General features: G+C 28.8%; 19 protein-coding genes and 1 pseudogene. 3 read left to right on the forward strand and 17 right to left on the reverse strand.

Annotation, left to right across the window (positions count from 1 at the left end):
* Positions 1-5: 5 nt before the first annotated feature.
* From KGF45_RS04420 to KGF45_RS04480, 13 genes are all read right to left on the reverse strand, one after another.
* A complete protein-coding gene (locus KGF45_RS04420; RefSeq protein WP_227827349.1) occupies positions 6-737 on the reverse strand; it encodes an ABC transporter ATP-binding protein in 732 nt (243 codons plus the stop codon).
* Positions 730-1,500, reverse strand: coding sequence for an ABC transporter permease (locus KGF45_RS04425; protein ID WP_227827348.1), 771 nt, complete (start codon positions 1,498-1,500; stop codon positions 730-732). The genes KGF45_RS04420 and KGF45_RS04425 overlap by 8 nt, the downstream gene beginning before the upstream one ends.
* Before the next feature lie 88 nt (positions 1,501-1,588).
* On the reverse strand, positions 1,589-2,299 hold the full coding sequence (locus KGF45_RS04430) for an AIM24 family protein (RefSeq protein WP_227827347.1): 711 nt from the start codon (positions 2,297-2,299) through the stop codon (positions 1,589-1,591).
* 180 nt (positions 2,300-2,479) lie between these two features.
* Complete coding sequence (locus KGF45_RS04435; RefSeq protein WP_227827346.1) at positions 2,480-2,632, reverse strand: FeoB-associated Cys-rich membrane protein; 153 nt, start codon at positions 2,630-2,632, stop codon at positions 2,480-2,482.
* A gap of 25 nt (positions 2,633-2,657) precedes the next feature.
* Positions 2,658-4,814 carry a ferrous iron transport protein B gene (gene feoB / locus KGF45_RS04440; protein ID WP_227841909.1) on the reverse strand — a complete coding sequence of 719 codons (2,157 nt, stop codon included), beginning with the start codon at positions 4,812-4,814 and terminating at the stop codon, positions 2,658-2,660.
* A gap of 98 nt (positions 4,815-4,912) precedes the next feature.
* Positions 4,913-5,134, reverse strand: a complete 222-nt coding sequence (locus KGF45_RS04445; RefSeq protein WP_227432844.1) for a FeoA family protein — start codon at positions 5,132-5,134, stop codon at positions 4,913-4,915.
* A 12-nt stretch (positions 5,135-5,146) separates the two neighbouring features.
* Positions 5,147-5,356 carry a FeoA family protein gene (locus KGF45_RS04450; protein ID WP_227432843.1) on the reverse strand — a complete coding sequence of 70 codons (210 nt, stop codon included), beginning with the start codon at positions 5,354-5,356 and terminating at the stop codon, positions 5,147-5,149.
* A 519-nt stretch (positions 5,357-5,875) separates the two neighbouring features.
* The gene (locus KGF45_RS04455) at positions 5,876-6,484 is read right to left on the reverse strand and encodes a dienelactone hydrolase family protein (protein ID WP_227841910.1); all 609 of its coding nucleotides are present in this window, start codon (positions 6,482-6,484) and stop codon (positions 5,876-5,878) included.
* A gap of 324 nt (positions 6,485-6,808) precedes the next feature.
* Positions 6,809-6,958 (reverse strand): helix-turn-helix domain-containing protein, encoded by a 150-nt coding sequence (locus KGF45_RS04460; protein WP_227841911.1) that lies wholly within the window; start codon positions 6,956-6,958, stop codon positions 6,809-6,811.
* A gap of 166 nt (positions 6,959-7,124) precedes the next feature.
* Positions 7,125-7,730, reverse strand: coding sequence for an ABC-2 transporter permease (locus KGF45_RS04465; protein ID WP_227841912.1), 606 nt, complete (start codon positions 7,728-7,730; stop codon positions 7,125-7,127).
* A gap of 1 nt (position 7,731) precedes the next feature.
* On the reverse strand, positions 7,732-8,586 hold the full coding sequence (locus KGF45_RS04470) for an ABC transporter ATP-binding protein (RefSeq protein WP_227841913.1): 855 nt from the start codon (positions 8,584-8,586) through the stop codon (positions 7,732-7,734).
* Between the two features lie 4 nt (positions 8,587-8,590).
* Positions 8,591-8,965, reverse strand: coding sequence for a GntR family transcriptional regulator (locus KGF45_RS04475; protein WP_227841244.1), 375 nt, complete (start codon positions 8,963-8,965; stop codon positions 8,591-8,593).
* Positions 8,966-9,177: 212 nt separating this feature from the next.
* Complete coding sequence (locus KGF45_RS04480) at positions 9,178-9,363, reverse strand: hypothetical protein (protein WP_227841914.1); 186 nt, start codon at positions 9,361-9,363, stop codon at positions 9,178-9,180.
* A gap of 435 nt (positions 9,364-9,798) precedes the next feature.
* Here KGF45_RS04480 and KGF45_RS04485 point away from each other — a divergent pair.
* Positions 9,799-10,131 (forward strand): annotated as a pseudogene (locus KGF45_RS04485) (tyrosine-type recombinase/integrase); the annotation flags it as partial.
* A gap of 174 nt (positions 10,132-10,305) precedes the next feature.
* Here the strand turns inward: KGF45_RS04485 and KGF45_RS04490 are convergent.
* The 3 genes from KGF45_RS04490 to KGF45_RS04500 form a co-directional block, all read right to left on the reverse strand.
* On the reverse strand, positions 10,306-10,851 hold the full coding sequence (locus KGF45_RS04490) for an NADH peroxidase (RefSeq protein ID WP_107594844.1): 546 nt from the start codon (positions 10,849-10,851) through the stop codon (positions 10,306-10,308).
* A 118-nt stretch (positions 10,852-10,969) separates the two neighbouring features.
* A complete protein-coding gene (locus KGF45_RS04495; protein ID WP_227841915.1) occupies positions 10,970-12,793 on the reverse strand; it encodes an ABC transporter ATP-binding protein in 1,824 nt (607 codons plus the stop codon).
* A 12-nt stretch (positions 12,794-12,805) separates the two neighbouring features.
* Positions 12,806-14,581: an ABC transporter ATP-binding protein gene (locus KGF45_RS04500; RefSeq protein WP_227841916.1), complete on the reverse strand. Its 1,776-nt coding sequence runs from the start codon at positions 14,579-14,581 to the stop codon at positions 12,806-12,808.
* Between the two features lie 291 nt (positions 14,582-14,872).
* Here KGF45_RS04500 and KGF45_RS04505 point away from each other — a divergent pair, with 291 nt between their 5' ends.
* Positions 14,873-17,101, forward strand: a complete 2,229-nt coding sequence (locus KGF45_RS04505; protein ID WP_227841917.1) for a YhgE/Pip domain-containing protein — start codon at positions 14,873-14,875, stop codon at positions 17,099-17,101.
* A 207-nt stretch (positions 17,102-17,308) separates the two neighbouring features.
* The gene (locus KGF45_RS04510; RefSeq protein ID WP_227841919.1) at positions 17,309-17,878 is read left to right on the forward strand and encodes a TetR/AcrR family transcriptional regulator; all 570 of its coding nucleotides are present in this window, start codon (positions 17,309-17,311) and stop codon (positions 17,876-17,878) included.
* 284 nt (positions 17,879-18,162) lie between these two features.
* Here the strand turns inward: KGF45_RS04510 and KGF45_RS04515 are convergent, their stop codons facing one another.
* Positions 18,163-18,462: a rhodanese-like domain-containing protein gene (locus KGF45_RS04515; RefSeq protein ID WP_227827333.1), complete on the reverse strand. Its 300-nt coding sequence runs from the start codon at positions 18,460-18,462 to the stop codon at positions 18,163-18,165.
* Positions 18,463-18,490 lie beyond the last annotated feature (28 nt).

Genomic DNA, 18,490 nt, shown 5'->3' on the forward strand with positions numbered 1-18,490 from the left:
ATCACTTAAAACTCCCCCAATTCCCTTAATATTTCTTTTTTTAAGCTTATATAATAGCTTTTAGTTAAATCTCTATTATATTCATCTTCGACACTAAATTGTTTAATCCCTTTATTTTTACTAAAAACAATTATTTTCTTTGCTATTTCCATAGCTTCTTCGATATTATGAGTTACAAATACTACCCCTTTTTTAGTATTTTTATGGATATTTACTACTTCTTTTTGCATTTTTCTTCTTGTAAAATAATCTAATGCAGCAAATGGTTCATCCATCAATAGAATATCTGGGTTAAAAGAAAGAGCTCTTGCAATACTTACTCTATGAGCCATTCCTCCTGAGAGCTCATTTGGATATGAGTTTTTAAACTTTTCAAGTTTCATCATCTTTAAATACCTATCTAAATCAACCTTATTTCTATTATTTTTTTCAGTATGTAAAAGTATATTTTCACTTACATTTAGCCATGGCATTAGTCTACTTTCTTGAAAAACAACCCCTACTTTTGGGATACACTTTTTATCATTATAAAAAAAATATACATTTCCACTAGTAGCACTTTCAAGACCTGCTAAAATTCTAAGCAAAGTTGTCTTCCCACAGCCACTTTCCCCTAATATAACCGTTATTTCTTCGCTAGATATACTCAATGATATATCATCAAGCACTAAATGTTCTTTATTATCAACTAAATACTTTTTATGTATATTCTCTAATAAAAATCCATTTCTAACCATTTAAATCAACCTGCTTCCCTTTGCTAAATTTTGCTATTGCCATTGAAAATAGATAATCTGAAAGTATACCTAAAAAACCAATAACAAAAATTCCAACCAGTACAATATCAGTTCTTGACATATCCTTACCATCAGAAATCAAGTATCCTAAACCAGAAGAAGCCGCAATAAGTTCTGCACCAATTATAGCTCTAAAGCTATACCCAAGACCTAGACTAAGTCCAACAATAATATCTAACATAGAATTAGGAATTATTATTTTGCAAAAAATTCTTTTCTTAGATAAATTAAAAGACTTTCCTACTTCGATTAATTTACTGTCACAATTTTTTATCCCTTTTAGCGTATTTAAAAATATTGGGAAAAACGATGCTAAAACTATAATTATAATTTTAGACTCTTCACCTATACCAAACCATAAAATCAGCATAGGTATTAAAGCTAGTGGAGGTGTACTTCTCATAAATTCAAATAGTGGCTTGAAATACTCATACATTTTTTTATTTACACCAAATACGATTCCAAGTGGTATTGCTATCAATGAACTTATTAAAAAACCTATAAATATCCTCTTAACACTAGCATAAACATTTAAAAAAATAGAACCATCATTTATCATTTTTATAAAAGTTTCGAAAACTCTTTCAGGTGGAGGCAAAATATAGCTACTCCATATACCTAAAACACATACAATTTTCCATAAAATTAAGATTAGTAAGAAAATGTAATATCCTTTAAACTTTTTATGAATTCTCTCCAGCATCTAAAACTCCTTTTTAATATACCTACCCCTGCTACCATTTTTATTCTTTAAATATATTTTAAATCACAATTAAAATGCACTATAAAAATTAATCTATGCCAATTCTTACTCCACCTGACCTCATTCTGTCAGAAGGTGTTGCATCTGTATTCAGACTAGACAATCTCTCCGATGGTTGTATAATAACTATTTGGCCAGGTTCAACAAACTCCATATGATAAGATTCCCCTGAAGTCTGACCAACAAAAGTTTTCCATGATAGTTTTGCTACTTTAGGATATGGTTCCCTTCCAGTCCATGCTACTAACGCATCTGGGTCAACACAACAAGGCCCTTCAAGTATCAGAGGGTTACCATCTGTTATTATGGCAATATCTTGATTTTGGCTTGTTTTATTTATTAAATGTGTAGTAAAAAGTCCTTTTTGAGATATTACTCCTGAACCAATTAATTTTACACTATAATCTAGTTGTTCTGAAAATGCTAATAAGTTTTCGCTCTCAACACAAATCGAGTCACCTGGGTCAATTGATATTACATCTACATGATAAGCATTTTGTGCTAGGTAAATTTCACCTTCACCTTCAACAACCATTATTGGCATTTGTTCTCCTGTCAATGACCTTTGAACATGTCCTAGTAATGCTCTACCTAAACCACCGCCATTGTTTGGGCCTAATATTAATTTTTCAAAGTTAAAATTTCCTTTAAATGCTACCATAGCACCTTTTTTAGCAAAAAATTTACCACTTCCTCTTGCTATACACATAAGTTCGTTTGTCACATCAAATTTAAACATAATAAACATTTATATTGCTGTATTTAGCAATAATCCCTCCTAATCATATATTTGTCTATAATTATACAGTAAAAATATAATATAGTCTAATTGACTTCAAATATGAAATTTATTATTTATATAAAAAATAAAAGCCTGATAATAAAGTAATTTAAACTTTTTATCAGACTCTTATTTTATCTATCTTTTAGTATCATGGCAACTCTTACTACTTGAGCATCCAGAACAACCACATCCACAACTACTGCCATTCTTTTTTTTGTTATTAACCATATGCATCACAGCCAATGCCATTAATATTACCACAATAGCTGCTATAACAAATGTAGCCATAATCATCACTCCTTATTTATATGAACTAATTTTTCATATAGCTCAAATTACCAATTTTATCTTTTTTTATTGTTCGATTTGAATAAGTTAAAACTCCAAATACTACAGCTATTGCTATAACTATAGATATTATTGCCCCAGCAATACTTCCACCAGTTCCTAAAAGTACACTTCCAACTTGATTGATAAGAAGAGCAACTATATAAGCTGTTAAAGTTTGGAATCCTAATGTAATCCATGTCCATTTCCATGAACCCATTTCTCTTTTTATAGCACCAATAGCTGCAAAACAAGGTGCACAAAGCATGTTAAATGCCATAAATGAAAATGCACTAACTACTGTAAACATACTTGCAACTGAACCAAGAAGTGTTGGGTCTTGTTCTGTTGCATCTGATATACCAAACAAAACACCAAATGTTCCAACTACATTTTCTTTTGCTACTAGACCTGTAACTGTTGCTACTGATGATTGCCAGTTTCCAAATCCAAGAGGCACAAATATTGGTGCAACTATATTTCCTAGACTAGCCAATATACTATCTCCTGCATCTACCATTTGTAGTGACCAGTTAAATGATTGTAAGAACCATATTACTCCACAAGCAACAAATATAATTGTACCTGCTTTGATTATAAATGCTTTTCCTCTATCCCACATATGAATTAAAACACCTTTTGCACTAGGAACATGATATTGAGGTAGTTCCATAACAAATGGAGATGGTTCTCCAACAAATAAAGAAGTTCTTTTTAATATAATTCCACAAACAATTATCATTACAATTCCTAAGAAATACATTGATGGTGCTACCCATGAAGCCCCTCCAAACAGTGCTCCTGCAAATAAAGCTATTATTGGAATTTTAGCTCCACATGGAATAAATGTAGTCAACATGATAGTCATTTTTCTGTCTCTATCATTTTCTATAGTACGAGTTGACATAACACCTGGAACTCCACAACCTGAACTTATAAGCATTGGTATAAATGACTTTCCTGAAAGACCAAACTTACGGAAGATTCTATCCATTATAAAAGCCACACGTGACATGTATCCACAATCTTCAAGTATTGATAATAGTAAAAATAAAAGCATGATTTGTGGCACAAATCCTAATACAGCTCCAACTCCACCAATTAAGCCATCAACTACAAGACCTTGTAACCAATCAGCTACATTTACGGAAGCTAGGAAATTACTTACATTACCTTGAATAATTTCTCCAAACAATACATCATTTGTCCAATCAGTTGCTATAGCACCCAATGAACTTACCGCTATGTAGTAAACTCCCCACATTATAAGTGCAAAAATAGGTAGTGCTAATATACGGTTTGTTACAATCTTATCTATTTTATCTGAGACAGTTTCTTTACCTTTTCTATTTTTCTTTATTATGCTTGAAATTATTGAACTGATAAATTCATAACGATTTGCTGTGATTATACTTTCACTATCATCATCCAATTCATCTTCACAGCTTCTAGTTATTTCTTCTATATCATTTAATATTCCTTTAGAAATATCAAGCTTTTGTATAACATTTTCATCTCTTTCAAATAACTTGATCGCTAACCAACGTGTTTCCATATCTATATATGGAGTTTTTTCCTCTATTATCTTTTCGATTTTTTCTATTGCTCCTTTGCTTTCATCAACAAAAGGTAACTTAAAATCTAATTTATTGTTACAACTTGCAATTTCAATTGCTTTTTGAGCAGCTTCCATAATTCCTTGCCCTTTAACAGCTGTTACTTCTACTACAGGGCAACCTATAACCTCTGATAATTTTTTAATATTTATCTTATCTCCATTTTTCTTAACAACATCCATCATGTTAAGAGCTATAACAGTAGGTATACCTAATTCCAAAACCTGAGTTGTTAAATATAAATTTCTCTCTATATTTGATGCATCTACAATATTTATTACTGCATCTGGTTTATCATCAAGCATAAAATTACGTGTAACAACTTCCTCTAATGTATATGGTGATAGAGAATAAATCCCTGGTAAATCTACTATTTCTACATCTTTATTTCCTTTTAATTTTCCACCTTTTTTTTCAACTGTTACTCCTGGCCAGTTACCAACATATTGCGATGAACCTGTAAGTCCATTAAACATTGTTGTCTTGCCACAATTAGGATTTCCTATGAGACCTATTTTTATTGACATTTCCATTCCCTCCATTAATATTTAGATACATAATTATTTTTGATACAGAAAATCATTCTCACTATATAATTGCATTAACCCTACTATAATTAAGTTTATTATTCCACAATAATTTTTTCTGCATCTGATTTACGAATTGACAGTTCATAATCTCTAACTGTTATTTCAATTGGGTCTCCAAGAGGAGCTACTTTTCTCACAAACACATCAACACCCCTTGTAATCCCCATATCCATTATACGTCTTCGTGTAGCTCCTTCTCCTTCTAATTTTTTAACTTTTACAGTTTCCCCACACTTAATATCCTTTAGCTTGTTCATGTTACTACCTCCCTATATTATTATCCTACTTGCCATTTTTTTATCTAATGCAATTCTAGTATCCTTTACATCTATTATCAAATTGCCATCTATCTTAGAAATTATTTTAACATTTGTTCCTACTACAAATCCTATGCTATTTAAAAAGGTTCTTGTCTTATCACTTCCTGAAATCTTCTTTATAACTACTTCTTCTCCTATATTTGATAATACTAATGGCATATGATTTTCCTCCTCCTTATACTAATTTAAATTTATGTGTAGACTTTTCATTCTATTTAAATTCTAGTATCTTATTTTTAAGTTGTGACTCATTAAAATGATTACCTATTTTTTTCCTTCTTTTTACAATTCTTAATTTTGATTTAAGTCTATCACAATAGTATAAGTTTTGCAAGTGATTATTGTATTCTTTTGATTTTTTTTCTCAATTAAGCTTCTTCCTCATATAAATATTATTCATTTTAGCATAATTTCTATAAAATAAAGATGCTTTTAGATAGTATCTTTGACTATCTAAAAGCACCTTTATTTTTCATCTATTCTATATTTATTTATATATTTAATTCTTCTTTAGAAACATTTTTTTATTATTACTTTCATCTTTTTCTGTAAAAAATGCTCTATCTAATTTTAAAATATCAATAGACAAATATATTTTGACATACTCTTTTCTTCTATGCATGAGTGTGTTACAAACAAAAAATTTTTAAATTCTCTTATAAGTAATTATAGTCTCTATTAACTTGAATGTTTAGATAGAAACTCCATTTGTTGAAGATTAAATGTTTGTGCATGAGTATTAGAATAATTTTTTGAATATGTATCAATAAAACCATGATTTGCCTCTGCAATTTCAATTTGAATGTTTTGTTTTTTAACAAGTTGAGAGGCAACAAAATCAACATCAAATGAATCGTATTTTGCAAATACCAATAAAACAGGACATTTTGGAATTACATCTATATAATCTCTAATTCGAGAACCATAACAGCAAATTATTCCATCACACAATGAATTTTCACTGCATCTCCATGCAATTGTTGCACCTACACTATACCCAATAACGAATACATGCTTATATTTTAATTTTAAATCATTTATAAGTTTTTCTACTTTTTCATAAATATTAAATCCTATATTAGTTATAAAAAAATTATATGCATCTTGGGCTTTTAAATAAGAAAAAACTTTCCCACTACCCAAAAGTTCAGGACAGAATACATCATATCCATCTTGATAGTATTTTTGACAAATATCCTTTATAAAGTTATTAATTCCATAAATTTCATGTAGCACTACAATAGCTATCTTACTTTTATGTGTATACTTAATCAGTTTATCCACCACCTTTATTAAACAGTCAATATTTTTATACTTAGTTTAATGTATTCCTATATGTATGTCAATTTACTGTTTTAGAATCTAATTTACTCTTTAATTCCATATTTTTATATTTGAATACTTCCTATTAGCTTTAATTGACCTAAGGGAAATTCCTAATACCCTAAAAAAAGCACTCATTTTACCACGATTGAATGAGCCTTGACATGACGATAAAGAGACAAGGAAGATAGCACAAAAGCTGTACATTTCCCTTTCTTCATTCATACAACTAGACTATTTTACTTTGATTTCAAACATAAAAATAGCTTTTATCATCTGTGTATGAATTTATCCTTTTAGTTCTTCATCAACTTGCATATTGACCGAACCACTCTCATTGTAACACGGACGTAGGCATAATTTGGATATATAAGTGTTATAGAATTTCAAAATTTCCTTGATTGCTTTTTCATCTCCGTCAGATGCCTTACATATCAACTCATAAGATGGATAATAATAATCATTAAAGCATTAAACTGTAATCTGACGATATGCTCAAAAGAAGATAACCTCGTGTTTATTCACCTTTTAAGATTGTTTCATATCTCTTTTTTTAAAACTTTCATAGCAGTTATATCTCCCTAACTTCATCATTGCCATTATATCAAATATCTTTAGTTGATACATGTTTGCAAACCAGACACCATGAAATTATAAATATAATAATCGAAACTAGAATACTTATTGCTATTGACAAAGTACCGTTATCAATCAATTTACTCATGCCGAATACAAATCCTGCTGCAAGTGGATATGCTATTATTGCACCAACCACACTTTTTTCTTCATCAAGTAAATAAAAGCATGGAAGCATAATTCCGCCAGAAAAGAATGTCATAACTATACTCAAGCATGTAAACAATGGCAAAAAGCTAAAATTCATATCATTTATAACAAAAGATACCATTGTACTGAAAATTATTCCAAACACTATGCCAAGCAAACATAGTAGCACATACATAAGATATTTACTGCTTATAATTGTTCTTTTAGGTGTTGGAAATGTTACAGCTGTTTTTAACCAACCACATTTTTTGTCAATATTAATTATCGTTGCTACACTCATACCTAGTACAGTTGTTGCTATAACAATCAAAACTTGTGGAGTTGCAAAAAAAGATACTCCAAACCCAATAACAGCAAAAGTAATCAGTAGTGTAATAATTGATGACTTGATAATGTAATAATCTTTTAAAAGCAAACCTTTCATACTATTTATCCCCCTTTACATACATAAGCATAATTTCATCTATACTCGCTGGTACAATCATAATTTTCGGATATTTTCTTTCTGTCTGCTGCCTATTAGAAATCAATATTTGCCATTCATAATCTTGTTTTCTATATGCAATAATATCAGCTTTATCTATTTCATTAAATTGCTTTGAATTACATTTTATAATTCCATATTTTTCTAATAACTCGTCTTTTGGTTTTGAAAATAATACTTTTCCTTTATGTATGAATACAATATAATCTGCAATTTTTTCTAAATCACTGGTAATATGAGATGAAACCAATATTGAGTGTTCTTCATCTTGAATAAAATCTAAAAACATTTCTAAAATATCATCTCTTATTATTGGGTCAAGACCACTTGTAGCCTCATCAAGAATTAGCAATTTTGAATTATGAGATAATGCTACCGAAATAGAATACTTCATTTTCATTCCTTTAGAATACTCTTTAAGTTTTTTATTAACTGGAAGTTCAAATTTATTAAGTAGTTCTAAATATTTTTGGCTATCCCATTCTTTGTAAATGTTTTGAAATACCTTTCCTAACTTTTTAGGAGTTAAACTGTCTGGATAATTACTTCCGTCAAAAACAACACCTATATGTTCTTTTGTTTCGGCATTTACACTTTTTCCGTTAAATACAGATACTTCTCCTTGTTCGGTAACAGTCAATCCTAGAATAGCATTGATTGTAGTGCTTTTTCCAGCACCATTTTCGCCAATCAGACCTACGATACTTCCTTGTGGTACTTTAAAAGAAATGTTATCCAGTTTAAAATCCTTGTATTGTTTCGTTATTCCTTTAAGCTCTAATGCAATTTTTTCCATAGTATCATTCCTCCTCGTACAATAATGTTAATAGCAATTGTAATTTATTAAGTTTAATTCCACTTACTTTAGCTATTTCAATGGCTTCTGAAAAATGGCTTTCTATTTTTTTCTGTTGTTCTTCTAAATAAAAATCTTGATTTTGAGCAGAAACAAAGCACCCCTTTCCAGCCGTTGTTTCTATAAAACCGTCTGTTTGAAGTACATCATAAGACTTTTGTACTGTCAAAACACTTATATGCAGAGATTTAGCCAGCCCTCTTATGGATGGCAAAGCTTCTCCAGCTTTCAATTCTCCATTGATAATCAGTGCTTTTATCTGTGAAGAAATTTGTTCATAAATAGGAACACTAGCATGATTATTGATAAATATTTCCACTATTTTCCTCCTTTCGTATTATACTGTATTACTTATGCAAGTACAGTATAATACGAAATAGTACAGTTGTCAATAAATAAAAGACTTGCATAACACTTTATGCTATACAAGCCTTTTATTATTTATCCCATATTATTCTAGTTGCTATCCTTATGCAGTAATAAGCTCAAACTATAATCCATTGTAAAAGAACTGTACAACATACTTTCCCTTTATTCCTCTTGATAACCCTTTAACAGTTCATCATAACGGTCAATACTATGCCATACCTTATAGCATTTCATCAGCCTGTCCATTTTTTGACGCTGAATTAACTTCTTTATCTCCAATAATTCATCAATAGATGTTTTTATATCGCTCATATAATTGTTGATATATTCCGATAGCTTGACTTTCATATAAAACTGCCACTCCTCATGACTTTGGAAAAATTCATCATGGCCATATTTTCCAGCGTTTCAAAGGTAGGAAAATTCAATCCTCTTTCAATCTTGGAACGGCTCTACATATTGATACTGATAGCATCTGCAAATTCCTGCTGTTTCATTTTTCTGTGCTTTCTGATTATCTGGATATTCTCTCCCAAAAGTTTGTATTTCATGGCATAACCCTCCACATTGTTTCGTTACTTGTTATTTATAAGCCTATCGTACTTAATTATTTGTGCAAAATCAAGAAAAATTCATTGACAGATAAGCATGTAATGATTCTTATGTATTCGTAAATATAAATAATCACAATAGATTGAAATATACAATCATTTTAAGCTCTATTTGTTGATTATTAAACTTATGAGAATGAATAATGGTTGAAATGGGTGCTGGATAGATACTAAGAATCGCTCTAAGACAGAGCCAATAGTAATAGACGGATGGGGAAATTTCCTATTTGTCAATCAGAATGGTAATCCAAAGGTTGCGATTGATTACAATGGGTTATTTAACCATATTGTGAAGAAATACAACAAGCAACATGATACAGCCTTACCACATATCACACCGCATACATTACGCCATACATTCTGTGCGAAACTGGCACAACGGAACATGAACCCGAAAGATTTACAGTATTTCATGGGACATTCGAGTATCGGTATCACAACAAACTGGTGCGCTCATTCGTCTATTGACAGTGCCAAGACAGAGGTTAAGCGTCTGATTGCATAAAAGTATTTACCACGATATTTACCACGTTTGATGGGAAAAATATAAGAAGATAAACCTATAAACATGAGTATTGATATAAAGTAAAATGCCCGAATAGCTTATAAAATAAGGCTATTCGGACATATAAGAAGATTAAAAAGATAATCAAAAATCTATATATAATTTTTTATAAATTTATTTTCCAAAATATCTATTTAATAATCCTAAGAATGCTTTACCATGTCTAGCTTCATCTTTACACATTTCATGTACTGTATCATGTATAGCATCTAATCCTAATTCTTTAGCTTTTTTAGCTAATTTTAATTTTCCATCAGTTGCACCATATTCAGCATCAACTCTAACTCTTAAGTTTTCTTTTGTATCTGCAACTACAACTTCTCCAAGAAGTTCTGCAAATTTAGCAGCATGTTCTGCTTCTTCAAAAGCTATTCTCTTATAAGCTTCTCCAACTTCTGGATATCCTTCTCTATCAGCTTGTCTACTCATTGCTAAATACATTCCTACTTCTGTACACTCTCCAACAAAATTAGCTCTTAATCCTTCGATTACTTCTTCATCTACACCTTGAGCTACTCCTATTCTGTGCTCATCAGCCCAATTCTTTTCGCCTTTCATTTCTTCAAACTTGTCAGCTCCAACTTTACATACTGGACATTGTGCTGGTGCAGCATCCCCTTCATGTATATATCCACATACTGTACAAACAAATTTTTTCATAATTAATTTCCTCCTAATATTTTATATATCAAATTAAATTTTTTATTTTCTAAGTTAGTCTATATATACCCGCGTCATATACCTTTAAACAATTTTTTTTAAATTTTTTTATTAATTTTTAATTTCGATTTGTTAACAGTATATTTCTGTGATAATGACCTTTTAGTTTTATTAGTTCTTTATGGTTTCCAGACTCTACAATTCGCCCATTTTCTAAAACTATTATATTGTCACAATTTGATATAGTACTTAGTCTATGAGCTATAATTATACTAGTCTTTCCATAAGTTATATTATTTATTGCATCTTGAATCTTAGCTTCAGTTGCTATATCTATATTACTTGTAGCTTCATCTAAAATAAGTATTGGTGCATTTTTTAATACCGCCCTAGCAATACTAATTAGTTGTTTTTGCCCCTCACTTAAATCCTCACCCCTATCCGATAAAACAGTCTCATATCCTTCACGCATCTTAATTATAAACTTGTGTAAATTTGCTATTTTACTAGCAGATATAACCTGTTCATCAGTTGCTGTTAGATTTCCATATCTTATATTTTCCATAACAGTGTCATTAAATATATAACTTTCTTGTGGAACTACTCCAAAATAATTTCTTAAACAATTCCTATCAACTGAATATATATCATTCCCATCTAAAAATATCTTCCCTTTTTCTACTTGATAGAAATTTGTAATCAGATTTATAATTGTCGTTTTTCCACTACCAGTTTCTCCTATTATGGCATTTGATGTTCCAGCCTTGATTTTTAAGTTTATATCACTTAAAATATTCTTTTTTGAGTCATAAGAAAAACTTACATCTTTAAATTCAATATCTCCATTTATAAAAGATTTTTTTAAATTACTATTTTTATTGTTGTAAATATCACTTTTAGTGCTACTATTTATTTGTGCTTCTTCTTGCTCATCCATAATTTCAAAGACTCTTTCACATCCTGCTACAGCTGAAAGCAGTGTATTAAATAAGTTAGCTAATTCATTTAAAGGTCTTGTAAATTGTCTTACATAACTTAAAAAACTTGCTATAACTCCTATAGTTATAACGTCTTTAGACGCAAGTACTCCACCTATAATACATATAATTGCAAACCCTATGTTACTAATTACGTTCATAATAGGCATTAAAAGAGATGTATAAATCTGTGATTTAAGTGAAATACTCAAAAGCCTATCATTGACTTCTTTGAAGTCACTTACAGATTTTTTCTCATAATTAAAAGCTTTTACTACATTTATATTTGATATCATTTCCTCAATATGAGAATTTAGCTTTCCTAGCTCCACTTGTTGTTGCTTAAAAAAAACTCTAGTCCTCTTTGCAATAAAATTACTCAGAAGCATTACTACTGGTATTAATACAATACTGCAAAAAGTTAAAATAGGACTTAATATAAACATCATAATGAAAGTTAGCAATATGTTTAAAATTCCTGTAATTAATTGTACTAATGAAGTTGAAATACCTGTACTAATATTATCAACATCATTTGTTACTCTACTCATAATATCTCCAGTGGGACTCTTATCAAAGAAAGTTATTGGTAAATTCCTAAATTTTAGAAATAAATTACTTCTCATATCTCTAACTATACTTTGAGATAATCTAGCTGTAAATACCCCCTTGGACAGCTTAACTAAAAATTCAATTATATAAAATAAAAGTAAAATAAGTATTCCTTTTAAGAAAACAGACTTTGAATATATATCAATATTTATTATGTCAACTACTTTTCCAAGAGTATATGGTATTATAGTTGATATAATTGAATCAATTATTACTAGTAAAAAAATCAATCTAGTAATTTTTTTATCTTTTTTAAAGTACATAAAAACTCTTTTAAATGTTTTTTTAAAATCTTTAGGCTTTGCTTTTTTCTTTAGTCTACTCACCTTTTGATTTCCAGTACTCAAATTCAATACACTTCCTCCTTAATTTACATCTTCATTTACTAGATTTTGCAACTCAAAAATCTTTTTATAAGTTGGAGAACTAACCAGTAAATCTTCATGTGCAGCAAATCCAACCACCTCTCCCTCATCTAAAACTAAAATCTTATCACAGTCAATTATAGAACTAATTTTTTGTGAAATAGTTATAATAGTACATTTCTTGTTTTCATTTTCTCTTAAATTATTTATATAATATTTTATATTTTTCCTTATAACTGTTTCTGTATTGATGTCCATCGCACTAAAACAATCGTCAAGAATTAATATTTGTGGTTTTTTTGCTATAGCTCTAGCTATTGTAACTCTTTGTCTTTGTCCTCCTGATAGGTTTTTACCCCTTTGAAACAAAACTTCATCATAAGAATCTTCAAGCTTTGTTATAAATTGATTTGCATTTGCTATTTCGCATGCTTTTACAACATCTTCCTCACTTATATCTTTATTTCCCATAATTATATTTTCTGATATACTCTTTCCAAACACACTGCTATTTTGAAAAACTACACCTATTTTTTCTCTTAAACTTTCTTTAGATATACTATATATGCTATGCTCTCCTATCTTAATATCTCCTTTATCAACCATATATAATTTTTGGATTAAATTGATTAAAGAAGTCTTTCCTGAACCAGTTTGGCCAATCACGCCAATATTTTGCCCTTCTTTTATTTTAAAAGATATGTCTTTTAATATCTTCTCATCTATATTTTTATTATACGAAAAGTCTACATTTTCAAAAATTATATCACCATTTATAAATTCTAATTCTCTTTCTTTACCATCTAAATCAGTATTTTTGATAATCACTTCTTCATTCTCATCAAGCAAGACTTCACTTATTCTTTCATAAGAAGCTTTTGCTCTCACAAAAACATTAAAAACATGTGAAATCATTATAAGTGATGTTAATATTCTAGTCATGTAGTTTACATAGGCAACTATAATTCCAATTTTAATTTCTCCAGAATAAATTAAATATCTCCCAATCAGCAATATTATTATTATAGCAATATTAATAATTATTGTAATTGTTGGTCTAAAAAATGACATCATTGTTGTAGCTTTTCTACTATTTTGAAAAAGTTCATTATTTAATTCTTCAAAACGTTTATTCTCATAATCATACCTACAAAATAATTTAACTACCTTTATTCCACCTAAAAACTGTCTCAATTTTGAGTTTATTTTATCTGTACTTTCTTGTACTTTTTTAAATAACTTATATCCAATCTTCATATTAAACAATATTATAATAAATATAATTGAAACTGCAATTAAAATAATTATTGACATTTTTAAATTTAATTTTATTGCTATAATTAAACTTCCTATACACATAATTGGTGATTTTATAAAAACTCTCATCATTCCATGAACAAATAATTGTATCTGATTAATATCATTAGTAATTCTTGTTATTAGTGAGGCTCTACCAAACTTATCTACTTGCTTCAACGAATATGTATTTATCTTTTCAAATACATCCTGTCTTAAATCATAAGAAAAACACTGAGAAACTCTTGCTGAGATTATACTCCTTATTATTGAAAATACTGCTCCTAAAAAAGTTATACCTATCATTAAAGCTCCTGTTGATAATATGTAGTCTAAGTCCTTATTTGAAACCCCTATATCAATTATTTTAGCCATTATAGTTGGTTGTGCCAAATCACAAAAAGCTTCCAATGTTAAGAAAAATATTGCTGTTAAAAACAAGACTATATATTTTTTTATATATTTTTTAAAATACCTCATTCAATCATCCCTTCATAGCATTTTCTCACTATTAAAAGTATATCACAATCAATAATTTAATTGATTATATCAATTATAAATATTTGATTTATTCTTAATTTTTATACTATATATTTTATAAATTATTTGTTTTTATTTCCCATATTTTTATATATTTATAGCATACTATTATATATAATATATATGTATTAAAATTAAGACAAAACTTTAACTTTACTATTTGTGTAAAAAGTAATATAATTTAAAATTGATTATAAATCTAACTTTTTTATCTATTAAAATATTCAGGAGGTGAGACATTTGAAAAAAACAAATGCTTTAAAAGAAGTTTTAAACTGGAATAATATGAAAAATTTAAGACCTTCAAAGGGTTTAAAAAATATATTAGAAATTTTTAAAAGCGACCTAAAAGATATACGTGGAAATTATGCAGTACTTATAATAGTTGTAGGACTTGCTTTTTTACCATCTTTATATGCTTGGTTTAATATAAAAGCATCTTGGGACCCATATGGGAGTACTGCTAATATGCTTGTAGCAGTAACAAATGAAGATAAAGGTAATGAGATAGCAGGACAGAAAATTAATATCGGAGACCAGTTAATTGAACAACTTAAAGATAATAAAAGTTTAGGTTGGCAGTTTGTAGATGAGAAAACGGCTCTTGAAGGTGTTAAAAAAGGTACTTATTATGCATCACTTAAGATTCCAAAAAATTTCACAAAAGATTTAACTTCCCTAATTACAGATGATGTTAAAAAGGGTGAGCTTATCTATACAGTAAATGAAAAGATAAATGCAGTTGCACCAAAGATTACTGACAAAGGAGCTTCTGCAATACAGTTACAAGTTAATCAAACAATAATAAAGACAGTGAGTGAAATAGTTCTTGGGGTATCAAATGGAGTTGGTGCAGGAATTGAACATGGGCTTCCAAAACTAACAAAGGTTGAAAGTTCTCTTATCGACCTTCAAAAAAGATTTGACCATATAAATAAGACTGTCGATTTAGCTGCTGATGCTACTTCAAAGCTATCAGGTACAGTTAAAGATATTAAAGCTGATTTACCTACAATTAAAAAGACTTTAAACGATACAAAATTATTATCAAGTGATGTAAAAAAATTCTTAGAGGATACAAATAACAATGTAGATGAACTTTCTCCTCTTATAAAGTCTGATTTAAATTTAATGGTTGACCTTTCATCCTCTGCATCTTCTCTTACATTAAATTTAATTGATGCAGTGAACAGTGGAAGTGAAGATGTACCTAAATTGATAGACAATTTATCAGAAAAACTTTCTAACTTACAATCTTTAAATGATACTTTAGAAGATTTTTTAACTAAATTGAATCAGCTTACATCAAACAATAGACTGGATGATGTAATAAATAGCCTTGAAGATTCCAGCAATAAAATAGATTCTTCTATATCAACATTAAATGATATTAAAGATAAAGTTATATCTGGGCAACAGCCATCTATAAGTGCCTTAAATAACGTTTTAAGCTTATCAAATGGTATAGGAAGAATTAATTTAAATATTTTAAATAATTTTGACTCAAAAATATCAAAACCTATAAACAGTATATTTGAAAAAAGCATAAATGTAGCAAATGATATAATTACTGTTTTAGATAAAGCAGAAGCAAAACTTCCAAAGGTTGAAGAGATTCTTACTACTTCTTTAAGTCTTTCAGGAAATGCACAAGAAAGTATATCATTAATAAGAGAAAAACTTCCTTTGGCAAAAGGAATGTTAGATGACTTAGTTGATACTTTAAGTAAAATTAGCAATGGTGAGGATATGAAAAAGCTAGTTAACTTACTTGAAAGTGATATATTGACAAAATCAAACTTTTTAAAGGAACCTGTTGAAGTAAAGACAGAAAAATTATATCCAATTGCCAACTATGGTTCTGCAATGACACCATTTTATAGTGTTCTTTCTACATGGGTAGGTATATTACTGCTTTCAGCATTATTATCTACATCTGTACATGGAAACTATAAGCCTTATGAGATTTATTTTGGAAGAGGACTTACTTTTTTAAGTATAGCTCTCGTTCAAGGATTTATAATTGGAACTGGAGATATATTATTATTAGGAGTAACAGCAGAGCATCCAATTTTACTAATAATTCTACTCATGTTTACTAGTATGGTGTTTAATTTTATAGTTTACTCTTTGGTGTCTGTATTTGGAAATATAGGAAAGGCAATTGCAATAGTACTACTAGTCGTACAAATTGGCTCTTCTGGTGGTACATTCCCTATACAAGTTACACCTACATTCTTCCAAAGAATAAATCCTATAATGCCATTTACTTACGCAATAGGTGCCACAAGGGAAGCTGTTGGTGGTATATATCCTCCAAATTTAATTAAAGATATATTAGTATTACTATTATTTATGATTTTGTTCATCTGCTTAAATGTACTTCTAAAAGGTCCTATAAATAGAGTTATAAAACCATTTAACAAAAAATTTGGTGATAGTAATTTAACTGGACATTAGACACTTTATTATATCTTTAAAAATCCTATAAAAATAATCTATAGTTTAAGTTTATATTAAAGGTAGTAGCTTCTCAGTTACTACCTTTTTCTAGTTTCTAGTTAATAAGCTATCCCTCATAATTACTTATAAATGACTGATATTCATTCATTGACTTTCAAAATGCCATATGCTATTATGTACTTGAAATCAGAAGGAGGATGCTATATGCCACGTATTACTAAAGAACCTAATGAGCGTAGACAAGAAATTTTAGATACTGCAATGAAGTTATTTTATGAAAATGGATATGAAAAAACTTCTATTACTGATATTGCAAAATATATGAATGTTGCACAAGGTTTGTGTTATCGTTATTTTCCATCAAAAGAAATCTTATTTGATAGTGCTATAGACCAGTATGCACAAACTTTAGTAGATAAAATGCTACCTACACTAAACAATAAAAATAAAACATTGAAACAAATAATTGAAGAAGCACCAACATTTATTGATATAGAAACTGATGATAATCTTTATTACAAAGTATGTCATGGAGAACAAAACAAAAAAATTCACGACCAGTTATCTTTGAGAGTCTGCGAGAAGCTTGTGCCAATTGTAAAAAAACAAATTGAACTAGCTAATTCTCGAGGAGAAATTAATATTCCTGATTCCGATACAACAGCATACTTTTGTGTATATGGTCAACAAGGTATATTACTACGTAATGACATTTCTAATGATGAAAAGATAGAAAGAATTCGTTCTTTCCTAACTCATCTTATGAATGTTTAAATATATATCTGCTCAACAATCAGAGATACATATATTTTACAAACATAATTTAGCATTACATTCTATCTTTCACTTCTATTCTAAAGATATACAGATTGACACTTTTTATATCACTCTGTATATCTTTAGATGAACTTGCAGTTACATTAATCCTTTGTAGTTCTCTCCCTCTAAAAAATAAATATCACTTTTACAGATATTCTAGCTTTATTTTCTTTATAATTTATAAAAGCATATCATAGAAATTTAATATTAAATTACTTCACCTAACACAACCTAAGCATTTAATTCATATAATCAGTTATTCCAGATTTTAAGTTATACAAATTCTTAAAACCTTCTTCAGCTAACAAATTACATGCAGTAACACTTCTATGGCCACTTCTACAATAAACTATTACCTTTTTATCCTTATAGTCATAAATTTCATCTATACTATTAATTAACTCTTGTAAAGATATGTTTATCGCATTTTCTATTTTACTTTCATTAAATTCATCTTTAGTTCTTACATCTAACAATAAAATATCTTTTTCATTTTTCATCATTTCCTCAAGTTGATTTTTATTTATAGTCTTGTACATAATTTAAGATTCCTCCATTTTATTTATA

Source organism: Clostridioides sp. ZZV14-6154 (assembly GCF_020657785.1).
Classification (GTDB): Bacteria; Bacillota; Clostridia; order Peptostreptococcales; family Peptostreptococcaceae; genus Clostridioides.

Coding starts and splice junctions, on each gene's coding strand:
- KGF45_RS04500 (WP_227841916.1), bottom strand. CDS start 14,581: ATGAGGTATTTTAAAAAATATATAAAAAAATATATAGTCTTGTTTTTA.
- feoB (WP_227841909.1), bottom strand. CDS start 4,814: ATGTCAATAAAAATAGGTCTCATAGGAAATCCTAATTGTGGCAAGACA.
- KGF45_RS04425 (WP_227827348.1), bottom strand. CDS start 1,500: ATGCTGGAGAGAATTCATAAAAAGTTTAAAGGATATTACATTTTCTTA.
- KGF45_RS04515 (WP_227827333.1), bottom strand. CDS start 18,462: ATGTACAAGACTATAAATAAAAATCAACTTGAGGAAATGATGAAAAAT.
- KGF45_RS04435 (WP_227827346.1), bottom strand. CDS start 2,632: ATGGCTACATTTGTTATAGCAGCTATTGTGGTAATATTAATGGCATTG.
- KGF45_RS04480 (WP_227841914.1), bottom strand. CDS start 9,363: ATGAAAGTCAAGCTATCGGAATATATCAACAATTATATGAGCGATATA.
- KGF45_RS04420 (WP_227827349.1), bottom strand. CDS start 737: ATGGTTAGAAATGGATTTTTATTAGAGAATATACATAAAAAGTATTTA.
- KGF45_RS04465 (WP_227841912.1), bottom strand. CDS start 7,730: ATGAAAGGTTTGCTTTTAAAAGATTATTACATTATCAAGTCATCAATT.
- KGF45_RS04445 (WP_227432844.1), bottom strand. CDS start 5,134: ATGAACAAGCTAAAGGATATTAAGTGTGGGGAAACTGTAAAAGTTAAA.
- KGF45_RS04470 (WP_227841913.1), bottom strand. CDS start 8,586: ATGGAAAAAATTGCATTAGAGCTTAAAGGAATAACGAAACAATACAAG.
- KGF45_RS04450 (WP_227432843.1), bottom strand. CDS start 5,356: ATGCCATTAGTATTATCAAATATAGGAGAAGAAGTAGTTATAAAGAAG.
- KGF45_RS04490 (WP_107594844.1), bottom strand. CDS start 10,851: ATGAAAAAATTTGTTTGTACAGTATGTGGATATATACATGAAGGGGAT.
- KGF45_RS04510 (WP_227841919.1), top strand. CDS start 17,309: ATGCCACGTATTACTAAAGAACCTAATGAGCGTAGACAAGAAATTTTA.
- KGF45_RS04430 (WP_227827347.1), bottom strand. CDS start 2,299: ATGTTTAAATTTGATGTGACAAACGAACTTATGTGTATAGCAAGAGGA.